This window comes from Thermodesulfovibrio sp. Kuro-1 (assembly GCF_006538445.1).
Lineage (GTDB): Bacteria > Nitrospirota > Thermodesulfovibrionia > Thermodesulfovibrionales > Thermodesulfovibrionaceae > Thermodesulfovibrio > Thermodesulfovibrio yellowstonii.
Window position 1 is genome coordinate 266,245 of sequence record NZ_BJKS01000003.1, and the last position, 16,910, is coordinate 283,154.

Below are 16,910 nucleotides of genomic sequence, written 5' to 3' on the forward strand. Positions count from 1 at the left end.
TATCTCAAAACCTTAGTTTTTTAAATTAGCATAGTTTCCATAAATGTTTCAATATCTGGTAAAATTATTTCTATGTTAAAGTTTGGAATATCTCCATGTCCCAATGATATATTCATATTTTTTGGAATAATAGAAAAAAAGATAAAAACTGAAGGATTGGACTTTGATTTTGTCATTGAAGATGTAGAAACTCTAAATAATCTGTGCATGGAAAAGGCTCTTGATATCTCAAAAATTTCAGCTCATGCCTTTTATTATCTTCAAAATGATTATATTATGCTGTCCTCAGGTGGAGCTTTATCAGAATATGGACCTGTGGTGATAACAAAAAACTTAGAAAAACTTAAAAATCTTTCAAATATTAAAATTGCTCTACCTGGCAGATTAACAACCGCTTCTGCTCTCATGTGGTTTTACTGGCAAAAAAATTTCCCCAATAAAAAATATATAGTTGAGTTTATGCCTTTTTATAAAATTATTGATAAGATTATTAAAGAAGAGGCAGATATAGGAGTCGTTATTCACGAGGGAAGGTTTATATATTCCTTAAAAGGACTTGAATTAGTTGAAGATCTTGGGAAATTTTGGATACAAGAAACTTCATTGCCAATTCCTCTCGGTTTAATCATATCCCAAAAATCATTGAATATAAAAAAAGCTCTTGAAAAAATTATCCAAGAAAGTCTCAATTATGCCTATTCTCACTTTGATGAAGCCATGAAGTTTATTAAAAAATATTCTCAGGAACTTGATGAAGATGTTATAAAATCCCATATTCAATGCTATGTAAATAAATTTACTTTTGATATGGGTGAAAAAGGTATACAGGCAATAGATGAATTAATCAAGAGGATAGAGAGGCATGCCATATGGTCATAGATGAATTTATTAAAGAGCCAAGAATTGCTTACTTTTCAATGGAAATAGGAATAATACCAGAAATGCACACATACAGTGGTGGACTTGGTATTTTAGCTGGAGATACTTTAAAATCAGCAGCTGATTTAAGAATTCCAATGATTGGTATTACACTAATTCATAGAATGGGATACTTTAGACAGGAACTTGATCCATTTGGAAGACAGATTGAACATCCAGATCCATGGGACATTGAAAAATATTTAAATAAACTTGATGTAATGGTTGAAGTAAAAATAGAAAATAAGCCTGTTTATGTAACTGCCTGGCTTTATGTTATACAAAGCACAACTGGTGGAAAACTTCCTATTTTATTTCTTGATACAGATATTCCGGAAAATGATCCTCAAGATAGAACTATCACACACTATCTTTATGGTGGAGACTTAGAGTATCGTATTAAACAAGAGATTGTTCTTGGTATAGGAGGGATAAGAATTCTCAATGAACTTGGTTTTGAGATCAAAAAATATCATATGAATGAAGGACATTCAAGTTTTTTAACCCTGGAACTTCTTCAGAGATTCAAAAGACCAATTGAAGAAGTATGGTCAGAAGAACTTGTATGGGATATTGAAAAGGTAAAAAATTTATGTGTTTTCACAACTCATACTCCAGTTGCTGCAGGACATGACAGATTTCCATATGAACTTATTCAAAAAATAGCTGGAGAAATAGTTCCTCTATGGCTTTTAAAAAAGCTCGCAGGAGATGGGATGCTAAATATGACTTTGTTGGGATTTAATTTGAGCGAATTTATCAATGGAGTCTCTAAAAAACATGAGGAAGTCTCTGAAAAAATGTTTCCTGGTTATGAAATACATGCTATAACAAATGGAATACACTCCTATACATGGGTATCAGAGCCTTTCAAAAATCTTTATAACAAATATCTACCAGGATGGGCAAATGAGCCTGAGATATTTGTAAGAGCATGGAGGATCCCTGAAGATGAACTCTGGGATGCTCATATTCAGGCAAAGAAACATTTAATTGACTTTGTAAATAGAATAACAGGTGCTAATTTAAATTATGACACTTTCACAATGGGTTTTGCAAGGAGAGCAACTCCTTATAAAAGAGCAGATTTGTTGATTTCGGATCCTGAAAGACTCGCAATGATTGGAGAAGGAAGAATTCAAATAATATATGCTGGTAAGGCTCATCCAAGAGATGAAGGTGGAAAAAAACTTATTCAGAAAATTTTTGAAGTCAAAGAAAAATTAAAAAACAAGGTAAAAATAGTTTATTTACCAAATTATGACATGGCAATGGCAATGAAACTTGTTGCAGGAGTTGATATATGGCTTAATAATCCTCTAAAACCATATGAGGCATCAGGAACATCTGGAATGAAAGCTGCTCACAATGGTGTCCCTAACCTAAGTGTTCTTGATGGGTGGTGGATTGAAGGATGGATTGAAGGTTATACAGGCTGGGCTATCGGCACTCTTGAAGAAACTTCAGATCCCAAGAAAGATGCGGAAGACCTCTATTATAAACTTTCAAGTGAAATCTTACCTTTATTTTATGAAAACCGTCATATATGGATAAAAATAATGAAAAATGCCATCGCAATGAATGCCTATTATTTCAATACTCATAGAATGGTCAGATTTTATGTAACTGAAGCTTATATAAGATAATTTCTACCCAAAATACCAATTCAATATTTTTTCGCCTAAAAACAAACATATTAAGGCACCAATTGAAAGAAATGGTCCAAATGGAATCTTTCTGTTTCCTGTTTTTTTAAAAATTATAATCCCAACTATTGAGCCTATTAGACTTCCTATAAAAATTGTGAGCAAAGCTGCTTTCCATCCAAGAAATGCCCCAACCGCTGCATTCAATTTTATATCTCCTCCTCCCATGCCTCCTTTGCTTATTATTGAAACAATTAAAAGACTCCCTCCACCAACAACTATCCCAGTCAGAGATTCTTTAAAATCTGACACCAAACCTGTATAATCATGTGAAAACAGAGAAAAAATAAAACCAAGAAAAATTAAAGGAATTGAAATTTGATCAGGAATAATTTGAAAATCAAAATCAATAAATGTAATCACAATTAAAGCTGAAATAAAAATCAGAATGAATACAAGATAAGTTGTTAAACCAAAACTTAAATATGCTAAAACGTAAAAAATACCATTTAATAGCTCAACCAATGGATATCTAAATGAAATTCTTGAGCCACAGTAATCGCATTTACCTTTAAGCAATATAAAACTTAAAACTGGAATATTATGCCATATTTTAATTGAATTCTCACAGGAAGGACAAAATGATGTAGGTTTAATTATAGAGATTTTTCTTGGGATCCTATAAATACATACATTAAGAAATGAACCAACAATTAGACCAAAAACAAGAAATATCAAAACTTCCACTGGCTCATATCCTCAAGTTCTCTAAATTTCTTTCTTTTGTCTTCTATTTCTACTTCAATCTCTCTTATCTGCCTTACTAAACTTGATATTTTTTCATTTTCTTTAACTTCTAAATCCCTGTCCCATGAATCATATATTTCTTTACCAATGTATTTAAGAAGTTCATCTTTTTTTAGATTAAGTTTATTCATTTCTCTGATAAGGTTTAAAACATTTAACTCAATCTTGATTCTTTCAGAAATAACCGTTGCCCAGAATTTAAAAGTTTTAACCCCTTGCAAAAAATCTTTTTTAATTATTTCAAGCATTTAACCAACCTCATCAAGATGTCTTACTTTGAATCTTATACCCAGCGAATTTGCAATCTCCTCACACTTTTTAATATCAACTTCTTTAAGATCTACAACTGTTATCTGTACGAAGGGAACATATTTTTTAGCATCCTTGATAAATTCTATAACTGCCTCAAAGGCATTTGGTTTAACAGGATTACAAATTTTGTTATAGATTTCGCTATTATGTGCATTAAGACTTATGGAGATTGAATCAATGAGTCCAGCAAGTTCTGGAAGTATCTTCCTTCCATGAATTAAATTTCCCTGTCCATTTGTATTGACTCTCACTCTGCCACCTTGTTCTTTTATCCATTTTGCAACTTCTTTAATTAAATTAAGTCTTAGAAAGGGTTCTCCATAACCACAAAAAACAATCTCTTTATAATTTTTAGGATCGCCTATTGTTTGTATTAAATCCTCTGCCGAAGGTTCTTTTTCAAGCCTTAAATTATGTCCTTTAACATAATCAGTATGAAATCTAACACAGAATCTGCATACATTTGTGCATCTATTTGTTACATTTAAATAAAGAGTATCCCTGATTTTATAAGCAATCTCACCTTTTGGAAGGTCCCCAATACGAAAAAGCCTATTTACATTTACAGTAGTTATTCTATCAATGTCTTCAATAGTTACCCCCCTTAAGTCTGCTAAAGCCTTAGCTGTGTAAATTAAAAAAGAAGGCTCATTTCTTTTACCCCGCATTGGTTCAGGTGCAAGATATGGAGCATCTGTCTCAATCATCAAATATTCATCTGGAACAAACCGAGCAACTTCTTTAATAGTTTTTGCATTTTTAAATGTAACAACGCCTGATATTGATATAAAAAATCCAAGTTCTATAGCTTTCTTTGCCTGAGATAAGTTTCCACTGAAACAATGCATAACTCCTTTATCAACATTTTGTTCTTTTAAAATTTTTATTGTATCATCAAAGGCTTCTCTTGAATGAATAACCACAGGCAGTCTTATATCACGGGCAAGTTTAAGTTGTAAGGCAAAAACTTCACGCTGAACTTCCTTCGGTGAATGTTCATAATGATAATCAAGTCCTATCTCCCCTATACCAACTACTTTTGGATGTCTACTTAGTTCAAAAATTTTTTTTAATACCTCGCTGTTCATTTCCTTTGCATCATGCGGATGGATACCAACAGTTGCATAAACCATCGGATATTGCTCAGTTATTTTTATGATTTCATCAATACTTGCAACATCTGAACTGATTGTGATAATAGTACTTATTCCTGCATCATAGGCACGTTTTAATACTTCTGAAATTTCTTCTTCAAACATTTCAAGATGACAGTGGCTATCAATCATGCTCCAAACTTCCTTAATCTCAAAGTATTTGCCAGAACAAGTGACATAATTGATGTAGCATGAATTATTCCAAGTTCTCCCTTAAGACACTCCCTTTCTGTGAAGGAATTAACCGTAGCACCAAAAACATAGGGTGATTTAATAAGCAATGGAACAGGATGCCAGCTATGTGTTTTAAGAAGACATGGAGTGCTGTGATCTCCTGTAATAACCAATGTATCAGGATTTAATGAAAGAATCTCTGGGATAAAACTATCAAATTCTTCAATTTTTCTTACTTTACCTTCAAAATTCCCATCTTCACCAAAAGAATCAATCTTTTTTATATGAATAAAAACAAAATCATACTTTCCGTAAACTTTTTTAAGTAATTCCACTTCTTCTTTAATATCACCCTCTACAGGCAATATATCCATACCAAGTAATTTTGTAATACCACGATACATTGGATATACTGCTATGGAACATGCTTTAAGACCGTATTTCTGCTCAAAAGAAGGTATATCAGGTAATGCAGAAAAACCTCTTAAAAGGACATAATTTGCCTTTTCTTCGCTTTTTAAAATTTCTTGTGCTTTTTTAATAAATTTTTTAGCTATTTTTGCAACCTCAATAGAGTCATCATTTAAAGCAATGGGCTCAGCAGGTGGTTTTCCTTCTTTTTGAGGGTCTGTATCTGTAACCATCGCCTGTTTTTCTGTAATATTTTTTGAAAATCTCATTACAAGACAAAACCTGTGTTCTTTCCCTGGTTTTAGAATAATTTTTACTCCGTCAATCTCCTTTATATTTTCTGAAAGCATATTGGTAAGCTCTATATTTTTTTCTGTAGGTATTCTTCCTGCTCTTCTATCAACTATCAAACCATTTTTAATAGTGGCATAGTTACACCTTAAAGCTACATCAGTTTTTTGAAGTTCTATATCAAGCCCTAATGCCTCAAGAACACCTCTACCAATCTCATACTGAAGAGGATCATATCCAAAGACTCCAAAATGACCAGGTCCGCTTCCTGGCGTAATCCCATAATCTACAGGAATATGCAATCCACATGCTGATACTCTTGCAAGACTGTCAAGATTTGGTTTATTTGCCATCTCAAGCTCTGTTTTTCCATTAATAGGAAGCCCACCAAGTCCATCAAGAATTACAAAAATTATTTTTGTATTATTTTTTTGAATCAAAGAAGACAAATCCATAAATGCACCTCTTAAAATCAGAATAAGTGAATAATAAACAATTAAATAATAACAAAAAAACATTTAAAAATAGAACAATAATTGATAAATTGAAATTTTTATGGATAAAATATAATTTATGCAAATAATTGATTTTCATACTCATGCTTTCCCAGATGAAATTGCAGAAAGAGCAATAAAGAAACTGGAAGAAAAAAGTCAGGTCAAAGCTTGTCTTAATGGAACACTTGATAATCTCCTTCGTTCAATGGACAAAAGTCAGATTGCAAAGTCTGTATTATGCAATATTGCGACAAAACCAGAACAGTTTAACTCAATTATTAAATGGAGTGATAAAATCCGCTCTGAAAGAATTATTCCTTTACCATCAGTCCATCCTGATGATAAAGAGGCCAAAGAACATATTAAATTGATTAAAAAATCAGGTTTTTATGGGATAAAAATGCATCCATTCTATCAAGATTTTTCAATTGATGATGAAAAGATTTACCCAATATATGAAGCACTTATTGAAAATGATATGCTGATTGTTATGCACTGTGGCTATGATATAGCCTTCCCTGAGTGGGATATTGCTTCCCCCAAAAGAATAATAAATGTCATAAATAGGTTTCCAGAGCTCAAGTTTATTGCAACTCATCTTGGGGCATGGAAAGAGTGGGATAAGGTAGAACAATTAATGATCGGTAAAAATATTTTTATGGAAATATCTTTTTCATTTGGATGGATGCCCGATGAAAAAATTAAAGAACTAATTCTTAAACATCCATCAGACTATATTCTTTTTGGAACTGACTCTCCATGGGCAGACCAAGGCAAGGAAATAGAAAACCTTAAAAAACTTGGTCTTTCAGGAGATTTTATGGAAAAAATATTTCATCGTAATGCAGAAAAGTTGCTCCGATGCTCATAAAGCTTCCGAAGGCTTTTATTATAAGTTTAAAAGATTTTTATAATGATGAAGGAGTTTTTTTAAGCTCTTCACTTGCCTTTTTTTCAATTTTATCAATTATTCCCCTGAGCATGTTTATTGTTAACATTCTGATGAATATACTACAAGAAGAAAGAGTTGTAAAATTTGTATATTCAAAATTAATCACATTTTTTCCTGCAATAGAACTACATATGATTAAAGAACTCCGAAAAATTTTGGCATCAAAAGAAATAAGCAGTATTTCATTAATTCTTTATGGTGTCTTTTCTTTACAACTTTTTACAGCAATTGAATTTTCACTTAACAAAATTTTTAAAACTGCAAAAAAGAGACATTTTATAATGTCACTTCTGATGTCATTTTTTATAATTCTTCTTATAACATTTACAGTAGCAGCCTCATTTGCTTTTACCTATCTTATAAGAATTTTTCAACCCATGATATTTTCTGAACTAAGTATTCTATTAGGCTTTTTTCTGAAGTATCTTCTGCCTTTTGTATTGATGTTTGTTATTACAACCTTGCTTTATAAAATTTTACCAAACAAAAAAATTAAACTTAGTTCAATTTTAATAGGAGCTTTAATTACAACAGTACTAATTGAGATTGCCAAATATGTTTTTGCTTTTTATGTTGTCAAAATAATCAAAATAAATACTCTTTATGGTTCTTTATCAACCTTTCTTGCGCTTCTTATGTGGCTTTTTTATGGTTGGGCAGTTTTTATTTACGGAGCAGAATTAATAAAAAATATTGAAAAAAAATGAAAATAGCTTTAACTATAGGAGCCTCAGACCCAACATCTGGAGCAGGAATCCAGATGGATTTAAAAGTTTTTCATTCTTTAGAAGTCTATGGATTAAGTATTCTAACTGCTGTTACTGCTCAAAGTACAATAGAATTTTCCTCTGTTTTCCCTCTACCAGAAGAAATTATAAATAGTCAGTTTGAAACTCTCTTAAAAGATTTAAAACCTCATGGAACAAAAATAGGTATGATTTACAGTAAAGAGGCTTTTCAGTGTGTAATCAGCAATATTAAAAACTTAAATATAAAAAACCTTGTGATTGACCCTGTAATGACTTCTACATTAGGAGCTAAATTATTAGAAAATAATGCCCTAAAAACTCTAAAAGAAGAACTTATTCCTCTTTCAATGGCTGTTACAGCAAATATTCCTGAAGCAGAAGCACTCACAGAACTAAAGATTGAAAGAATTGAAGACTTATATGAAGCTTCAAAGCAACTCTATCAGATGGGAACAAAGTTTGCTATAATTAAAGGTGGACATTTTGAAAAAAAAGCAATTGATATACTTTATGATGGGAAAAATTTTTACAAAATAGATGGGAAAAAAATTCCTGGACAATTTCATGGAACAGGATGCGCTTTTTCATCAGCTTTTGTTTGTTTTTTATGTAAAGGATATAATCCATTGGAGGCATTTAAGGCATCTAAGGACTTTGTAAGAAAAGCAATTGAAAATTCTTTAAAATTAGGGCAAGGAATAAATCTATTAATAATTTAAGGGAGGAGACACGTGAAAAATGTGGTTCTTGAAACAAATCTTAAAGGAGTAAAACTCCTCAGAAGAGGTAAGGTCAGAGATATCTATGAAATTGAAGACTATTTACTCATTGTTGCAACAGATAGAGTTTCTGCTTTTGATGTTGTATTGCCAACAGGAATTCCTGAAAAAGGAAAAATACTAACTCAGATATCTTTATTCTGGTTTGATAAAGTAAAAGATATTGTTGAAAACCATCTTGTTTCAGCAAATGCAGACGAATTTCCTGAGCCTTTACCTGCTTATAAAGAAATTCTTGAAGGAAGAAGTATGCTTGTAAAAAAAGCTAAACCTCTTCCTGTTGAATGCATTGTTCGTGGATATCTAAGTGGCTCAGGATGGAAAGATTATCAAAAAACAGGGATGATTTGCGGAATAAAACTTCCTGAAGGACTTGTTGAATCTGCCAAACTGCCAGAACCTGTCTTCACCCCAAGCACAAAAGCAGAACAAGGACATGACATAAATATAAGTTTTGAAGAAACTATTCAAATTCTCGGAGAAGAAACTGCTCAAAAAGTTAAAGAGCTTTCATTATCTATTTACAAAAAAGCTGCTCAGATTGCTGAAAAAAAAGGTATTATAATTGCTGACACAAAAATGGAATTTGGATTTTACAATGGAAAACTTATTCTTATTGATGAGTTATTAACGCCGGATTCTTCTCGTTTCTGGTCATTAGAAAATTATAGGATAGGCTATCCTCAAGACAGCTATGATAAGCAGATTGTAAGAGATTATCTCCTTTCAATAAAATGGGATAAAAAACCACCAGCACCACAACTACCTGAAGATATAGTTAATAAAACTGCTGAAAGATATAAAGAAATCTTCAGGATTCTAACTTCTTAAGAATTTCTCTTACAGCAGTAAGATTTTTTATATCATCTTGAGGAGATTTTTTGGGAGTCTCAAGAATTAATGGGACATGGGATATCTCTTTTATTTTAAAAAAATTTTCAAATCCTTTAATGCCAATACTTCCTCTCCCTATATGCTCATGTCTGTCTATTCCTGAACCAACAGATGCTTTTGAATCATTTAAATGAATGAGTTTTATGAGATTAAAATCCCCAAAATTTTTAACTTCTTCAATAAATTCTGAAATTACCTTTTCATTAGAGATATCGTAACCCGCGGCAAACAAGTGACAGGTATCAATACAAACTCCACTAACATTTTCTGTATTAATATTTTTAAATGTGTCAAAAAGATCTGAAATTCTGGCAGTTATTTTGCTTTTTGCTGTATTTTCAATAAGAATTTTACATTTTTGAAGTTTTCCAATTTTACTGAAAGCTTCTCTGACTTTGTCAAAAATTTCCTCATTTTGCATTGCCTGATTATCCTTTAAGTGGATTACATAATAATCAGCACCAAGCAAATCTGACATCAAAACTTCTCTTTTAAGAAGATATTTTGAGGAGTTTATAGTTTTTGGATTAGATGAAATAAGATTTATTAGATAAGACGCATGAACAACAAAAGGACTGAGGTTGTTTTCCTGAATCTTTTTTTTAAATTTTTCAATAATCTCTTCTTCAAATTCAGGAATCTTCCATATTCTTGGACTATGAAGAAAAATTTGGAATGTTTCACATTGAAGATTTTTTGCCTCTTCAATTGCATTAAGAATACTTTCTTTTATTGAAGTATGAACACCTAATGGCCTCATTTTCCTCTCGGATTGAGTTTGATTTTTTTATTATTCTGAAAAGCGATGCGAAAAATTTGTTCATTTTTATTATGAATATATCGTTCTAAGATACTCAATTAACAGAAAGAATCTTTGAATTTTGATAAAAGTTAAGGGAGAAAATATCTATAAACCTATTACAAAAGGCGACGGCCGGATTCGAACCGGCGAATGGCGGTTTTGCAGACCGCTCCCTTAGCCACTTGGGTACGTCGCCAATAAAAAAGCGGGCGACGGGATTTGAACCCGCGACCCCAACCTTGGCAAGGTTGTGCTCTACCAGCTGAGCTACACCCGCATTAATTGATTCTTTTCTTAGGATCAAGTGAATCTACAACTTTCTCAAAGACCGCCAATTGCTCTTCCATATAATTTATTTTTAATTCTAACTCTTTTATCCTTCTATTTGCAAATTCCTCAAGTACCTCTGCCCTTTTTAATAAATTTTCACGCATTTCTTCAAAATCTTTTATTAGTTTATTAAATTTTTTTAATTGTCTTTTCTTTCTCCATTTTCTTAAAAATGACAACATGTAAAAAATTATCATAAAAGCTTTATACATGTCAATCTTTAGACCTTTTCTATTCAAGACAGATTGAGCTACATTAGAGATTTGGAATTTTCAACTCTTCAGAAAACAATTGAAGTGATGTTATATTAAATACATGTCTAAAATTAAGAAAATAAAGATAAGCTCTTTGTTTTATCTATCTGGTTTCTTATTTATATTAGCTGAAACCATTCTTCATATTTATGGGAAAAGTGTTTGCTCAACCGAAGGATGCAAAGTTGTAGAAAGCTTCGTCAAAGGTGGAAATCTTGTCCTTCTTATTGCAGGCTTAATTTTATTCGGAACACTGTTTTTTATTTCATTTCATAAATTTTCTGAATCATTAATTAGTTTTGTTGAAAAAGTTCATTCAGGCATTCTTATTATAGCTTTATCAATAGAAGGTTATTTATTAGGATTCCAGACTTTCATAATAAAAGAATTTTGTGTTTTTTGCTTTACTGTATTTGGAATCCTCTTTCTAAGTAGTTTATTTAGAATTTTTGAGAGGCGATTTGAAATAATTCTTGCATTTGCTGGTTTTATCTCTGTATTTTTCATGACTTATATTATAAATCCTGAAATTAATCAAATACCTTCTAACCAGTATGTCCTTGTTTACTCTAAAGGATGTCCTCACTGTGAGGAAGTAATTCAATTTTGCAAAAGTCATTCAATTTCAATTCAGACTGTTGAAGCAAAAAAACTTGCAGGTATTCTTAAGTCTTTGAAAATAGAACATGTTCCAATTTTAGTCTGTGATGAAGGTGAAACAAAAAAATTTATTATCGGTCAGGATAATATAAAAGAATATTTGCTCACAAAAGCTTCAACAACAAATACCGAACAAGGGGTTTGCCCTATTTTTGAGAAGGAGAAATGTCAGTGAGCAGTTCTTTAAGTTTTAATGCATTTTTTACAGCATATCCCATATAGTCGTTGTCAAAGTAAATATATGCAGGTTTATTCCATATTTTAAGTTTTTGAACCCATTCACTGAGTTCTTTATCTGTATACTCTGAAGCATAAAGCCTCTGTGAACCGTGAAGTCTCACATAAACAAAATCTGCTGTAATTACCTCGTAATAAGGAAATCTTCCAGCAGAGTCTGCTATGCAAAAAGCAATATTATTCAATTTCAGAATCTCAAAGAAAATATCATTAATGAATGTTTTATTCCTCGCTTCAACTGTATATCTATATGTTTTATCTAACATGGAAATAAAATTATCAACCACCACCTTGTCAAATTTTAGTCCTGGTGGAAGTTGAATTAGTATAACTCCGAGTTTTCCTTTCAAAGTTGAATACTTATTAATAAAATAATCAATTGTAGCTTTATCAATTTTGAGTTTCTTAAAATGTGTTATCTGTCTTGAAAGTTTTACTGAAAATAAAAAATCTTCTGGTGTTAGATTATACCATTTTTGAAATGTTGAAAGTTTTACATCTCTGTAAAAAGTTACATTTATTTCAACTGTAGAAAAATGTTTACAGTAATAAGAAAGCCACTCTGAATATTTTAATTTTTCAGGATAAAAAATACCTTTCCAATGCCCATACTGCCATCCAGATGTGCCAATATGATAATCTAATCCTCTTTGTATAGCCTGCTCCATAAGTCTTCATAATAAAACAACTTCTTAAAAAGCCACGTTCTATTATTCAAATTCCACTCTATTGTAGATTTTAAACCTGATTCAAATTTTGTTGTAGGTGACCAGCCTGTAGTACTTTTTATTTTTTCACTACTAATAGCAAACCTTTTTTCATGCCCCGGACGGTCAGAAACAAATTTTATCAGATTTTCAGGCTTATCAAGAATTTTCAATATTTGTTTTACAATATCAATTACTTTAAATCTTTCTCCACTACCTACATTGTATACCTCACCTGGTTTTCCTTTTTCAAGAAGAGCAAAAACTGCTCTAATACAGTCGCACAAATAAAGCCATTCTCTTATTATGTCGCCTGTTCCATGAATTGGAATCATTTCATTTCGTAAAGCTTTCAGGATTGTCATTGGAATAAGTCTCTCAGGATTCTGCCAAGGTCCATAAATACTGCATAGCCTGACAGTAATAACAGGAAGCTTTAGGGCTCTCCAATAAACCTGCCCAAGCATATCAGCAGAAGCCTTGCTCACAGCATAGGGTGAGCGAGGATTTAAAGGACAGTCTTCGTCTCTTTCTCCCTCTTTAATATCTCCATATTCTTCATAAGATGTGATATTTATAAACTTTTCCACCCCAAGCTCCTTAGCAAGTTCAAGAAGATATATTGTTCCTATAATATTTGTTTCCATAAAAACGCTTGGTTCTATAACTGACCTATCTATGTTTGTTTCAGCTGCGAAATGTAACACAGCCTCTGGTTTTTGTTTTTCAAATATTTTTCTTAATTCTTCTTTATCAAGGATATCAACATTATAAAAATCCAGTCTGTCTTGAATTGGTTTAAGTCTTTCCATATCGCCTGCATATGTCAATTTATCAACAACTGTAACCTTCCAGCCTTTTCTTGCAGCTAATCTCACAAAATCACTTCCTATAAAACCGGCTCCACCTGTAACAAGAACTTTCATTTTTGAAGCCTCCTAAAAAATTTTTTACTTAATTATACCAAAAATAAAGAATGATGTTTTAAAATAAAATTTATTAATATATTTAGGTTAAGGGGGTGCATTAGAAATGCCAATTTATGAGTATGAATGTATGCAATGTCACAAAATTCACGAAGTTATTCAGAGATTCACTGAAGAACCCCTAAAAAACTGCCCTGTTTGTGGGGGAGAGGTTAAAAAACTTATCTCTCAGTCTTCCTTTATTTTAAAAGGCAGTGGTTGGTATGTAACTGACTATGCAAGAAAAAATAACTCAGGCAATAGTTCATCTAACTCAAACAAAACATCTAAAAAAGTAGAAGGAAAATCAACATAGATGGTAAAGTCTCATATCCATGTGCCATATGATAAAATCTATGACTATATAGATATTATTACAAGGGAGAGATTCAATCTTGAAATATATTTTAACTCTCAAACTCTTGATAATATCTCAAAAAAAGACATAGAAAAACTTAAGAAGGCTTTTTTCAATGAAACTTCCTTATCTTTTCATGCACCATTTATGGATTTATCCCCCGGTGCAATTGATTCAAGAGTAAGAGAAGTAACAATTGAAAGATTTAATCAAATTTTTGATATTGCTACTTTATTAAATCCCAAATCAATAGTTTTTCATTCAGGCTATGAAAAATGGAAATATGCTTTTAAAGTAGATATATGGCTTGAAGCAAGTCTTAAAACATGGGAAAGAATTTTGCCAAGAGCTGAGCAGTTGAAAATTAAAATCGCAATAGAAAATATTTTTGAGGAAGAACCTGAAAGTTTAAGAATGCTTGTAGAAAAAATTTCCTCTCCATATTTTGGAATATGTTTTGATACAGGGCATTTTAATCTTTTCTCAAAAAAGAGCATTGAAGAATGGATGTTCTGTCTGAATGATTATATTGTTGAAATTCACCTACATGACAATAATAAAAACTTTGATGAACATCTTGCTATAGGAAGCGGTTGTTTTGATTTTGAAAAATTTTTTGAATTATTTAAAAATAAAAATTGTATCTATACAATTGAGGCTCATTCACCTGAAAACGTATTTAAAAGCCTAAAAATGTTGGACAAATTGATTAAATAAAAATTATTATGGTATTTTATTGTTTAAAATTTATAATATAAGGGTATAGCCATGGCAAAGATGAAAGGTGCGGAAATTTTGATTGAGTGTTTAAAAAGGGAGGGGGTAAAACATATTTTCGGATACCCCGGTGGAGTAATTCTTGACATTTTTGACCTTCTTTATGATGACCCCGATATAAAACTAATTCTCACCAGACATGAACAAGGAGCAACACATGCAGCTGATGGATATGCAAGAGTCAGTGGCAAACCAGGTGTTGTTCTTGTAACAAGCGGACCTGGTGCAACAAATACTGTAACAGGAATCGCAAATGCATATATGGATTCTGTTCCACTGGTTGTCTTTACAGGACAGGTTCCAACATTTCTTATTGGAAATGATGCTTTCCAAGAGGCAGATATAGTAGGAATTACAAGACCATGCACTAAATATAATATTCTTGTTAAAGATGTTAAAGACTTAGCAAAACAAGTAAGAGAAGCTTTTTATATTGCAACTACTGGTAGACCAGGACCTGTTCTTATAGACCTTCCAAAGGATGTTACACAGGGAAAAACAGAGTTCATTTGGCCTGAAAAAATTCATATAAGAAGCTATAATCCTACTTATGAAGGCAATGTTTATATGATAAAAAAAGCAGCACAGGAAATAGCAAAAGCAAAAAAACCTGTTATTATTGCTGGTGGTGGTTGCATTATCTCCAATGCTCATGAATATTTAAAAGAACTTGCAGAGTTTACACAGATTCCTGTTGCAAATACTCTCATGGGATTGGGAAGTTTTCCAGGCACACATGAACTTTCACTTGGAATGCTCGGTATGCATGGAACATACTATGCAAATATGGCAGTTCAAAATTCAGATTTGATAGTTGCAATTGGAATGAGATTTGATGACAGAGTTACAGGCAAAACAGATGCTTTTGCACCTAATGCTAAAATTATTCATATTGATATTGACCCTACGTCTATTCGTAAAAATGTGAGAGTAGATATCCCTATAGTTGGTGATGTAAGTAGAGTTTTACAGGTCTTAAATAAAATCTTAAAAGAAGAAGTTAAACCTCAATGGAAAGAAATAAGACAAGCATGGCTAAAACAGATAAATCAGTGGAAAAAAGAAAGACCTTTAACTTATGAATTTGACGAAGCGGTAATCAAGCCGCAATATGTTATTGAAAAAATATATGAAGTTACAAAAGGTGATGCTATTATTACAACAGAAGTTGGGCAAAATCAAATGTGGGCAGCACAGTTTTATAAATTTGACAAACCCCGCAGATTAGTAACATCAGGAGGGCTTGGGACAATGGGTTATGGATTTCCTGCTGCAATTGGTGCTCAGCTTGCTTTTCCTGACATGACTGTTATTGATATTGCAGGAGATGGAAGTATTCAAATGAACATACAAGAACTCGCTACTGCTGTGATTTATAACCTACCAGTAAAGGTTGCTATAATTAACAACAGTTATCTTGGAATGGTAAGGCAGTGGCAGGAAATCTTTTATGGGGAAAGATATTCACATACTTACTTAAGCACTGCTCCTGATTTTGTAAAAGTTGCAGAATCTTACGGAGCAGTTGGGTTAAGAGCTACAAAACCGAGTGAAGTTGAACCAGTTATAAAGGAGGCTCTATCAATAAGAAAACCAGTATTTATGGATTTCGTTGTTGACTGGAAAGAAAAAGTCTATCCCATGGTTCCACCAGGAGCTCCTATTGACCAGATGATTTTTGAAGAGAAGAAAAAAGAGCGTAAACTCAAAGCAGTGAAATAGGAGGCAACTGTGAGACATACAATCTCTGTGCTTGTAGAAAATAAATTCGGTGTTTTAGCAAGAATAGCAGGTTTATTCAGTGGTAGAGGCTATAACATAGAAAGTCTATCAGTTGGTGAAACCATAGACCCTAATATTTCAATAATGACAATTGTTACAACAGGCGATGACAGGGTTATTGAACAAATTACAAAGCAACTCAATAGATTGGTTGATGTAATTAAAGTTGTTGATTTAACTGAAATAGACCATGTGGAAAGAGAAATGGTATTAATTAAGGTTGCACCAAGAAAAGAAAATAGATTGGAGCTATTGAAAACAGTAGAAATATTCAGAGGTAGAGTAGTTGATTCAGGTCCAACAACTTATACAATAGAAGTTACAGGAGATGAGAAAAAAATTCAGGCTTTTATTGAACTAATGAAGCCTTTGGGAATAAAAGAGTTCGTTAGAACAGGCAAAGTAGCTATTCCACGAGAAATATCTCAAAAAAAACAATAAAAAATTATTCGTA

General features: G+C 32.0%; 19 protein-coding genes and 2 tRNA genes. 11 read left to right on the forward strand and 10 right to left on the reverse strand.

Annotated elements, in window-relative coordinates; all coding sequences use genetic code 11:
• The first annotated feature begins 72 nt into the window (after window positions 1-72).
• Window positions 73-879, forward strand: coding sequence for a 1,4-dihydroxy-6-naphthoate synthase (locus FLY87_RS05395; RefSeq protein WP_012546231.1), 807 nt, complete (start codon window positions 73-75; stop codon window positions 877-879).
• Window positions 870-2,564, forward strand: a complete 1,695-nt coding sequence (glgP, locus tag FLY87_RS05400; RefSeq protein ID WP_141266498.1) for an alpha-glucan family phosphorylase — start codon at window positions 870-872, stop codon at window positions 2,562-2,564. The genes FLY87_RS05395 and glgP overlap by 10 nt, the downstream gene beginning before the upstream one ends.
• A 3-nt stretch (window positions 2,565-2,567) precedes the next feature.
• On the opposite strand, the gene FLY87_RS05405 is transcribed toward glgP, so the two are convergent.
• From FLY87_RS05405 to FLY87_RS05420, 4 genes are read right to left on the reverse strand one after another with little or no spacing between them, the layout of a single operon-like run.
• A complete protein-coding gene (locus FLY87_RS05405) occupies window positions 2,568-3,311 on the reverse strand; it encodes an A24 family peptidase (protein WP_141266500.1) in 744 nt (247 codons plus the stop codon).
• Window positions 3,299-3,619 (reverse strand): hypothetical protein, encoded by a 321-nt coding sequence (locus tag FLY87_RS05410; RefSeq protein ID WP_141266502.1) that lies wholly within the window; start codon window positions 3,617-3,619, stop codon window positions 3,299-3,301. Before FLY87_RS05410 ends, FLY87_RS05405 begins: the two co-directional genes overlap by 13 nt.
• Window positions 3,620-4,969 carry a TatD family hydrolase gene (locus tag FLY87_RS05415; protein ID WP_141266504.1) on the reverse strand — a complete coding sequence of 450 codons (1,350 nt, stop codon included), beginning with the start codon at window positions 4,967-4,969 and terminating at the stop codon, window positions 3,620-3,622.
• The gene (locus tag FLY87_RS05420) at window positions 4,966-6,168 is read right to left on the reverse strand and encodes a 2,3-bisphosphoglycerate-independent phosphoglycerate mutase (RefSeq protein WP_141266506.1); all 1,203 of its coding nucleotides are present in this window, start codon (window positions 6,166-6,168) and stop codon (window positions 4,966-4,968) included. The genes FLY87_RS05415 and FLY87_RS05420 overlap by 4 nt, the downstream gene beginning before the upstream one ends.
• Window positions 6,169-6,286: 118 nt before the next feature.
• Here FLY87_RS05420 and FLY87_RS05425 point away from each other — a divergent pair, with 118 nt between their 5' ends.
• Genes FLY87_RS05425 through FLY87_RS05440 form a run of 4 tightly spaced genes read left to right on the forward strand, consistent with a single transcriptional unit; the run spans window position 6,287 to window position 9,521 of the window.
• A complete protein-coding gene (locus FLY87_RS05425; RefSeq protein WP_012545351.1) occupies window positions 6,287-7,081 on the forward strand; it encodes an amidohydrolase family protein in 795 nt (264 codons plus the stop codon).
• Window positions 7,072-7,869 carry a YihY/virulence factor BrkB family protein gene (locus FLY87_RS05430; protein ID WP_012546621.1) on the forward strand — a complete coding sequence of 266 codons (798 nt, stop codon included), beginning with the start codon at window positions 7,072-7,074 and terminating at the stop codon, window positions 7,867-7,869. The genes FLY87_RS05425 and FLY87_RS05430 overlap by 10 nt, the downstream gene beginning before the upstream one ends.
• Window positions 7,866-8,630 (forward strand): bifunctional hydroxymethylpyrimidine kinase/phosphomethylpyrimidine kinase, encoded by a 765-nt coding sequence (thiD, locus tag FLY87_RS05435; protein ID WP_012546315.1) that lies wholly within the window; start codon window positions 7,866-7,868, stop codon window positions 8,628-8,630. The genes FLY87_RS05430 and thiD overlap by 4 nt, the downstream gene beginning before the upstream one ends.
• A 12-nt stretch (window positions 8,631-8,642) precedes the next feature.
• Window positions 8,643-9,521: a phosphoribosylaminoimidazolesuccinocarboxamide synthase gene (locus FLY87_RS05440; protein ID WP_012545457.1), complete on the forward strand. Its 879-nt coding sequence runs from the start codon at window positions 8,643-8,645 to the stop codon at window positions 9,519-9,521.
• Here the strand turns inward: FLY87_RS05440 and FLY87_RS05445 are convergent.
• From FLY87_RS05445 to FLY87_RS05460, 4 genes are all read right to left on the reverse strand, one after another.
• Window positions 9,502-10,344 carry a deoxyribonuclease IV gene (locus tag FLY87_RS05445; RefSeq protein WP_141266508.1) on the reverse strand — a complete coding sequence of 281 codons (843 nt, stop codon included), beginning with the start codon at window positions 10,342-10,344 and terminating at the stop codon, window positions 9,502-9,504. The genes FLY87_RS05440 and FLY87_RS05445 overlap by 20 nt on opposite strands.
• 165 nt (window positions 10,345-10,509) lie before the next feature.
• Window positions 10,510-10,582, reverse strand: a tRNA-Cys gene (locus tag FLY87_RS05450).
• An 8-nt stretch (window positions 10,583-10,590) separates the two neighbouring features.
• A tRNA-Gly gene (locus tag FLY87_RS05455) sits at window positions 10,591-10,663 on the reverse strand.
• A gap of 1 nt (window position 10,664) precedes the next feature.
• A complete protein-coding gene (locus FLY87_RS05460; RefSeq protein ID WP_028842443.1) occupies window positions 10,665-10,928 on the reverse strand; it encodes a hypothetical protein in 264 nt (87 codons plus the stop codon).
• A 103-nt stretch (window positions 10,929-11,031) separates the two neighbouring features.
• Between FLY87_RS05460 and FLY87_RS05465 the strand changes: the two genes are divergently transcribed.
• The gene (locus FLY87_RS05465) at window positions 11,032-11,805 is read left to right on the forward strand and encodes a vitamin K epoxide reductase family protein (RefSeq protein ID WP_012545025.1); all 774 of its coding nucleotides are present in this window, start codon (window positions 11,032-11,034) and stop codon (window positions 11,803-11,805) included.
• Here FLY87_RS05465 and FLY87_RS05470 read toward each other — a convergent pair.
• A complete protein-coding gene (locus tag FLY87_RS05470) occupies window positions 11,777-12,535 on the reverse strand; it encodes a DUF72 domain-containing protein (protein WP_028842441.1) in 759 nt (252 codons plus the stop codon). The two genes, FLY87_RS05465 and FLY87_RS05470, sit on opposite strands and share 29 nt — an antisense overlap.
• Entirely contained in the window at window positions 12,508-13,500 is a 993-nt protein-coding gene (locus FLY87_RS05475; protein ID WP_012546066.1) for a dTDP-glucose 4,6-dehydratase, read from the reverse strand. Before FLY87_RS05475 ends, FLY87_RS05470 begins: the two co-directional genes overlap by 28 nt.
• Before the next feature lie 106 nt (window positions 13,501-13,606).
• On the opposite strand from FLY87_RS05475, the gene FLY87_RS05480 reads away from it, so the two are divergent.
• The 4 genes from FLY87_RS05480 to ilvN are packed head-to-tail and all read left to right on the forward strand — an operon-like array spanning window position 13,607 to window position 16,897.
• Window positions 13,607-13,855 (forward strand): FmdB family zinc ribbon protein, encoded by a 249-nt coding sequence (locus FLY87_RS05480; protein ID WP_012545694.1) that lies wholly within the window; start codon window positions 13,607-13,609, stop codon window positions 13,853-13,855.
• Window positions 13,856-14,614 carry a sugar phosphate isomerase/epimerase gene (locus FLY87_RS05485; protein ID WP_012546451.1) on the forward strand — a complete coding sequence of 253 codons (759 nt, stop codon included), beginning with the start codon at window positions 13,856-13,858 and terminating at the stop codon, window positions 14,612-14,614.
• A gap of 51 nt (window positions 14,615-14,665) precedes the next feature.
• Window positions 14,666-16,396, forward strand: coding sequence for a biosynthetic-type acetolactate synthase large subunit (gene ilvB, locus FLY87_RS05490; protein WP_012545836.1), 1,731 nt, complete (start codon window positions 14,666-14,668; stop codon window positions 16,394-16,396).
• Window positions 16,397-16,405: 9 nt separating this feature from the next.
• Complete coding sequence (ilvN, locus tag FLY87_RS05495; protein WP_012545180.1) at window positions 16,406-16,897, forward strand: acetolactate synthase small subunit; 492 nt, start codon at window positions 16,406-16,408, stop codon at window positions 16,895-16,897.
• Window positions 16,898-16,910 lie beyond the last annotated feature (13 nt).

What these genes read in the sequence shown, in the direction of transcription:
- FLY87_RS05445 (WP_141266508.1), bottom strand. Translation starts at nt 10,344, where the DNA reads ATGAGGCCATTAGGTGTTCATACTTCAATAAAAGAAAGTATTCTTAAT.
- glgP (WP_141266498.1), top strand. Translation starts at nt 870, where the DNA reads ATGGTCATAGATGAATTTATTAAAGAGCCAAGAATTGCTTACTTTTCA.
- FLY87_RS05485 (WP_012546451.1), top strand. Translation starts at nt 13,856, where the DNA reads ATGGTAAAGTCTCATATCCATGTGCCATATGATAAAATCTATGACTAT.
- thiD (WP_012546315.1), top strand. Translation starts at nt 7,866, where the DNA reads ATGAAAATAGCTTTAACTATAGGAGCCTCAGACCCAACATCTGGAGCA.
- ilvB (WP_012545836.1), top strand. Translation starts at nt 14,666, where the DNA reads ATGGCAAAGATGAAAGGTGCGGAAATTTTGATTGAGTGTTTAAAAAGG.
- FLY87_RS05460 (WP_028842443.1), bottom strand. Translation starts at nt 10,928, where the DNA reads ATGTATAAAGCTTTTATGATAATTTTTTACATGTTGTCATTTTTAAGA.
- FLY87_RS05480 (WP_012545694.1), top strand. Translation starts at nt 13,607, where the DNA reads ATGCCAATTTATGAGTATGAATGTATGCAATGTCACAAAATTCACGAA.
- FLY87_RS05425 (WP_012545351.1), top strand. Translation starts at nt 6,287, where the DNA reads ATGCAAATAATTGATTTTCATACTCATGCTTTCCCAGATGAAATTGCA.
- FLY87_RS05410 (WP_141266502.1), bottom strand. Translation starts at nt 3,619, where the DNA reads ATGCTTGAAATAATTAAAAAAGATTTTTTGCAAGGGGTTAAAACTTTT.
- FLY87_RS05475 (WP_012546066.1), bottom strand. Translation starts at nt 13,500, where the DNA reads ATGAAAGTTCTTGTTACAGGTGGAGCCGGTTTTATAGGAAGTGATTTT.
- FLY87_RS05420 (WP_141266506.1), bottom strand. Translation starts at nt 6,168, where the DNA reads ATGGATTTGTCTTCTTTGATTCAAAAAAATAATACAAAAATAATTTTT.
- FLY87_RS05430 (WP_012546621.1), top strand. Translation starts at nt 7,072, where the DNA reads ATGCTCATAAAGCTTCCGAAGGCTTTTATTATAAGTTTAAAAGATTTT.
- FLY87_RS05470 (WP_028842441.1), bottom strand. Translation starts at nt 12,535, where the DNA reads ATGGAGCAGGCTATACAAAGAGGATTAGATTATCATATTGGCACATCT.
- FLY87_RS05415 (WP_141266504.1), bottom strand. Translation starts at nt 4,969, where the DNA reads ATGATTGATAGCCACTGTCATCTTGAAATGTTTGAAGAAGAAATTTCA.
- FLY87_RS05395 (WP_012546231.1), top strand. Translation starts at nt 73, where the DNA reads ATGTTAAAGTTTGGAATATCTCCATGTCCCAATGATATATTCATATTT.
- FLY87_RS05465 (WP_012545025.1), top strand. Translation starts at nt 11,032, where the DNA reads ATGTCTAAAATTAAGAAAATAAAGATAAGCTCTTTGTTTTATCTATCT.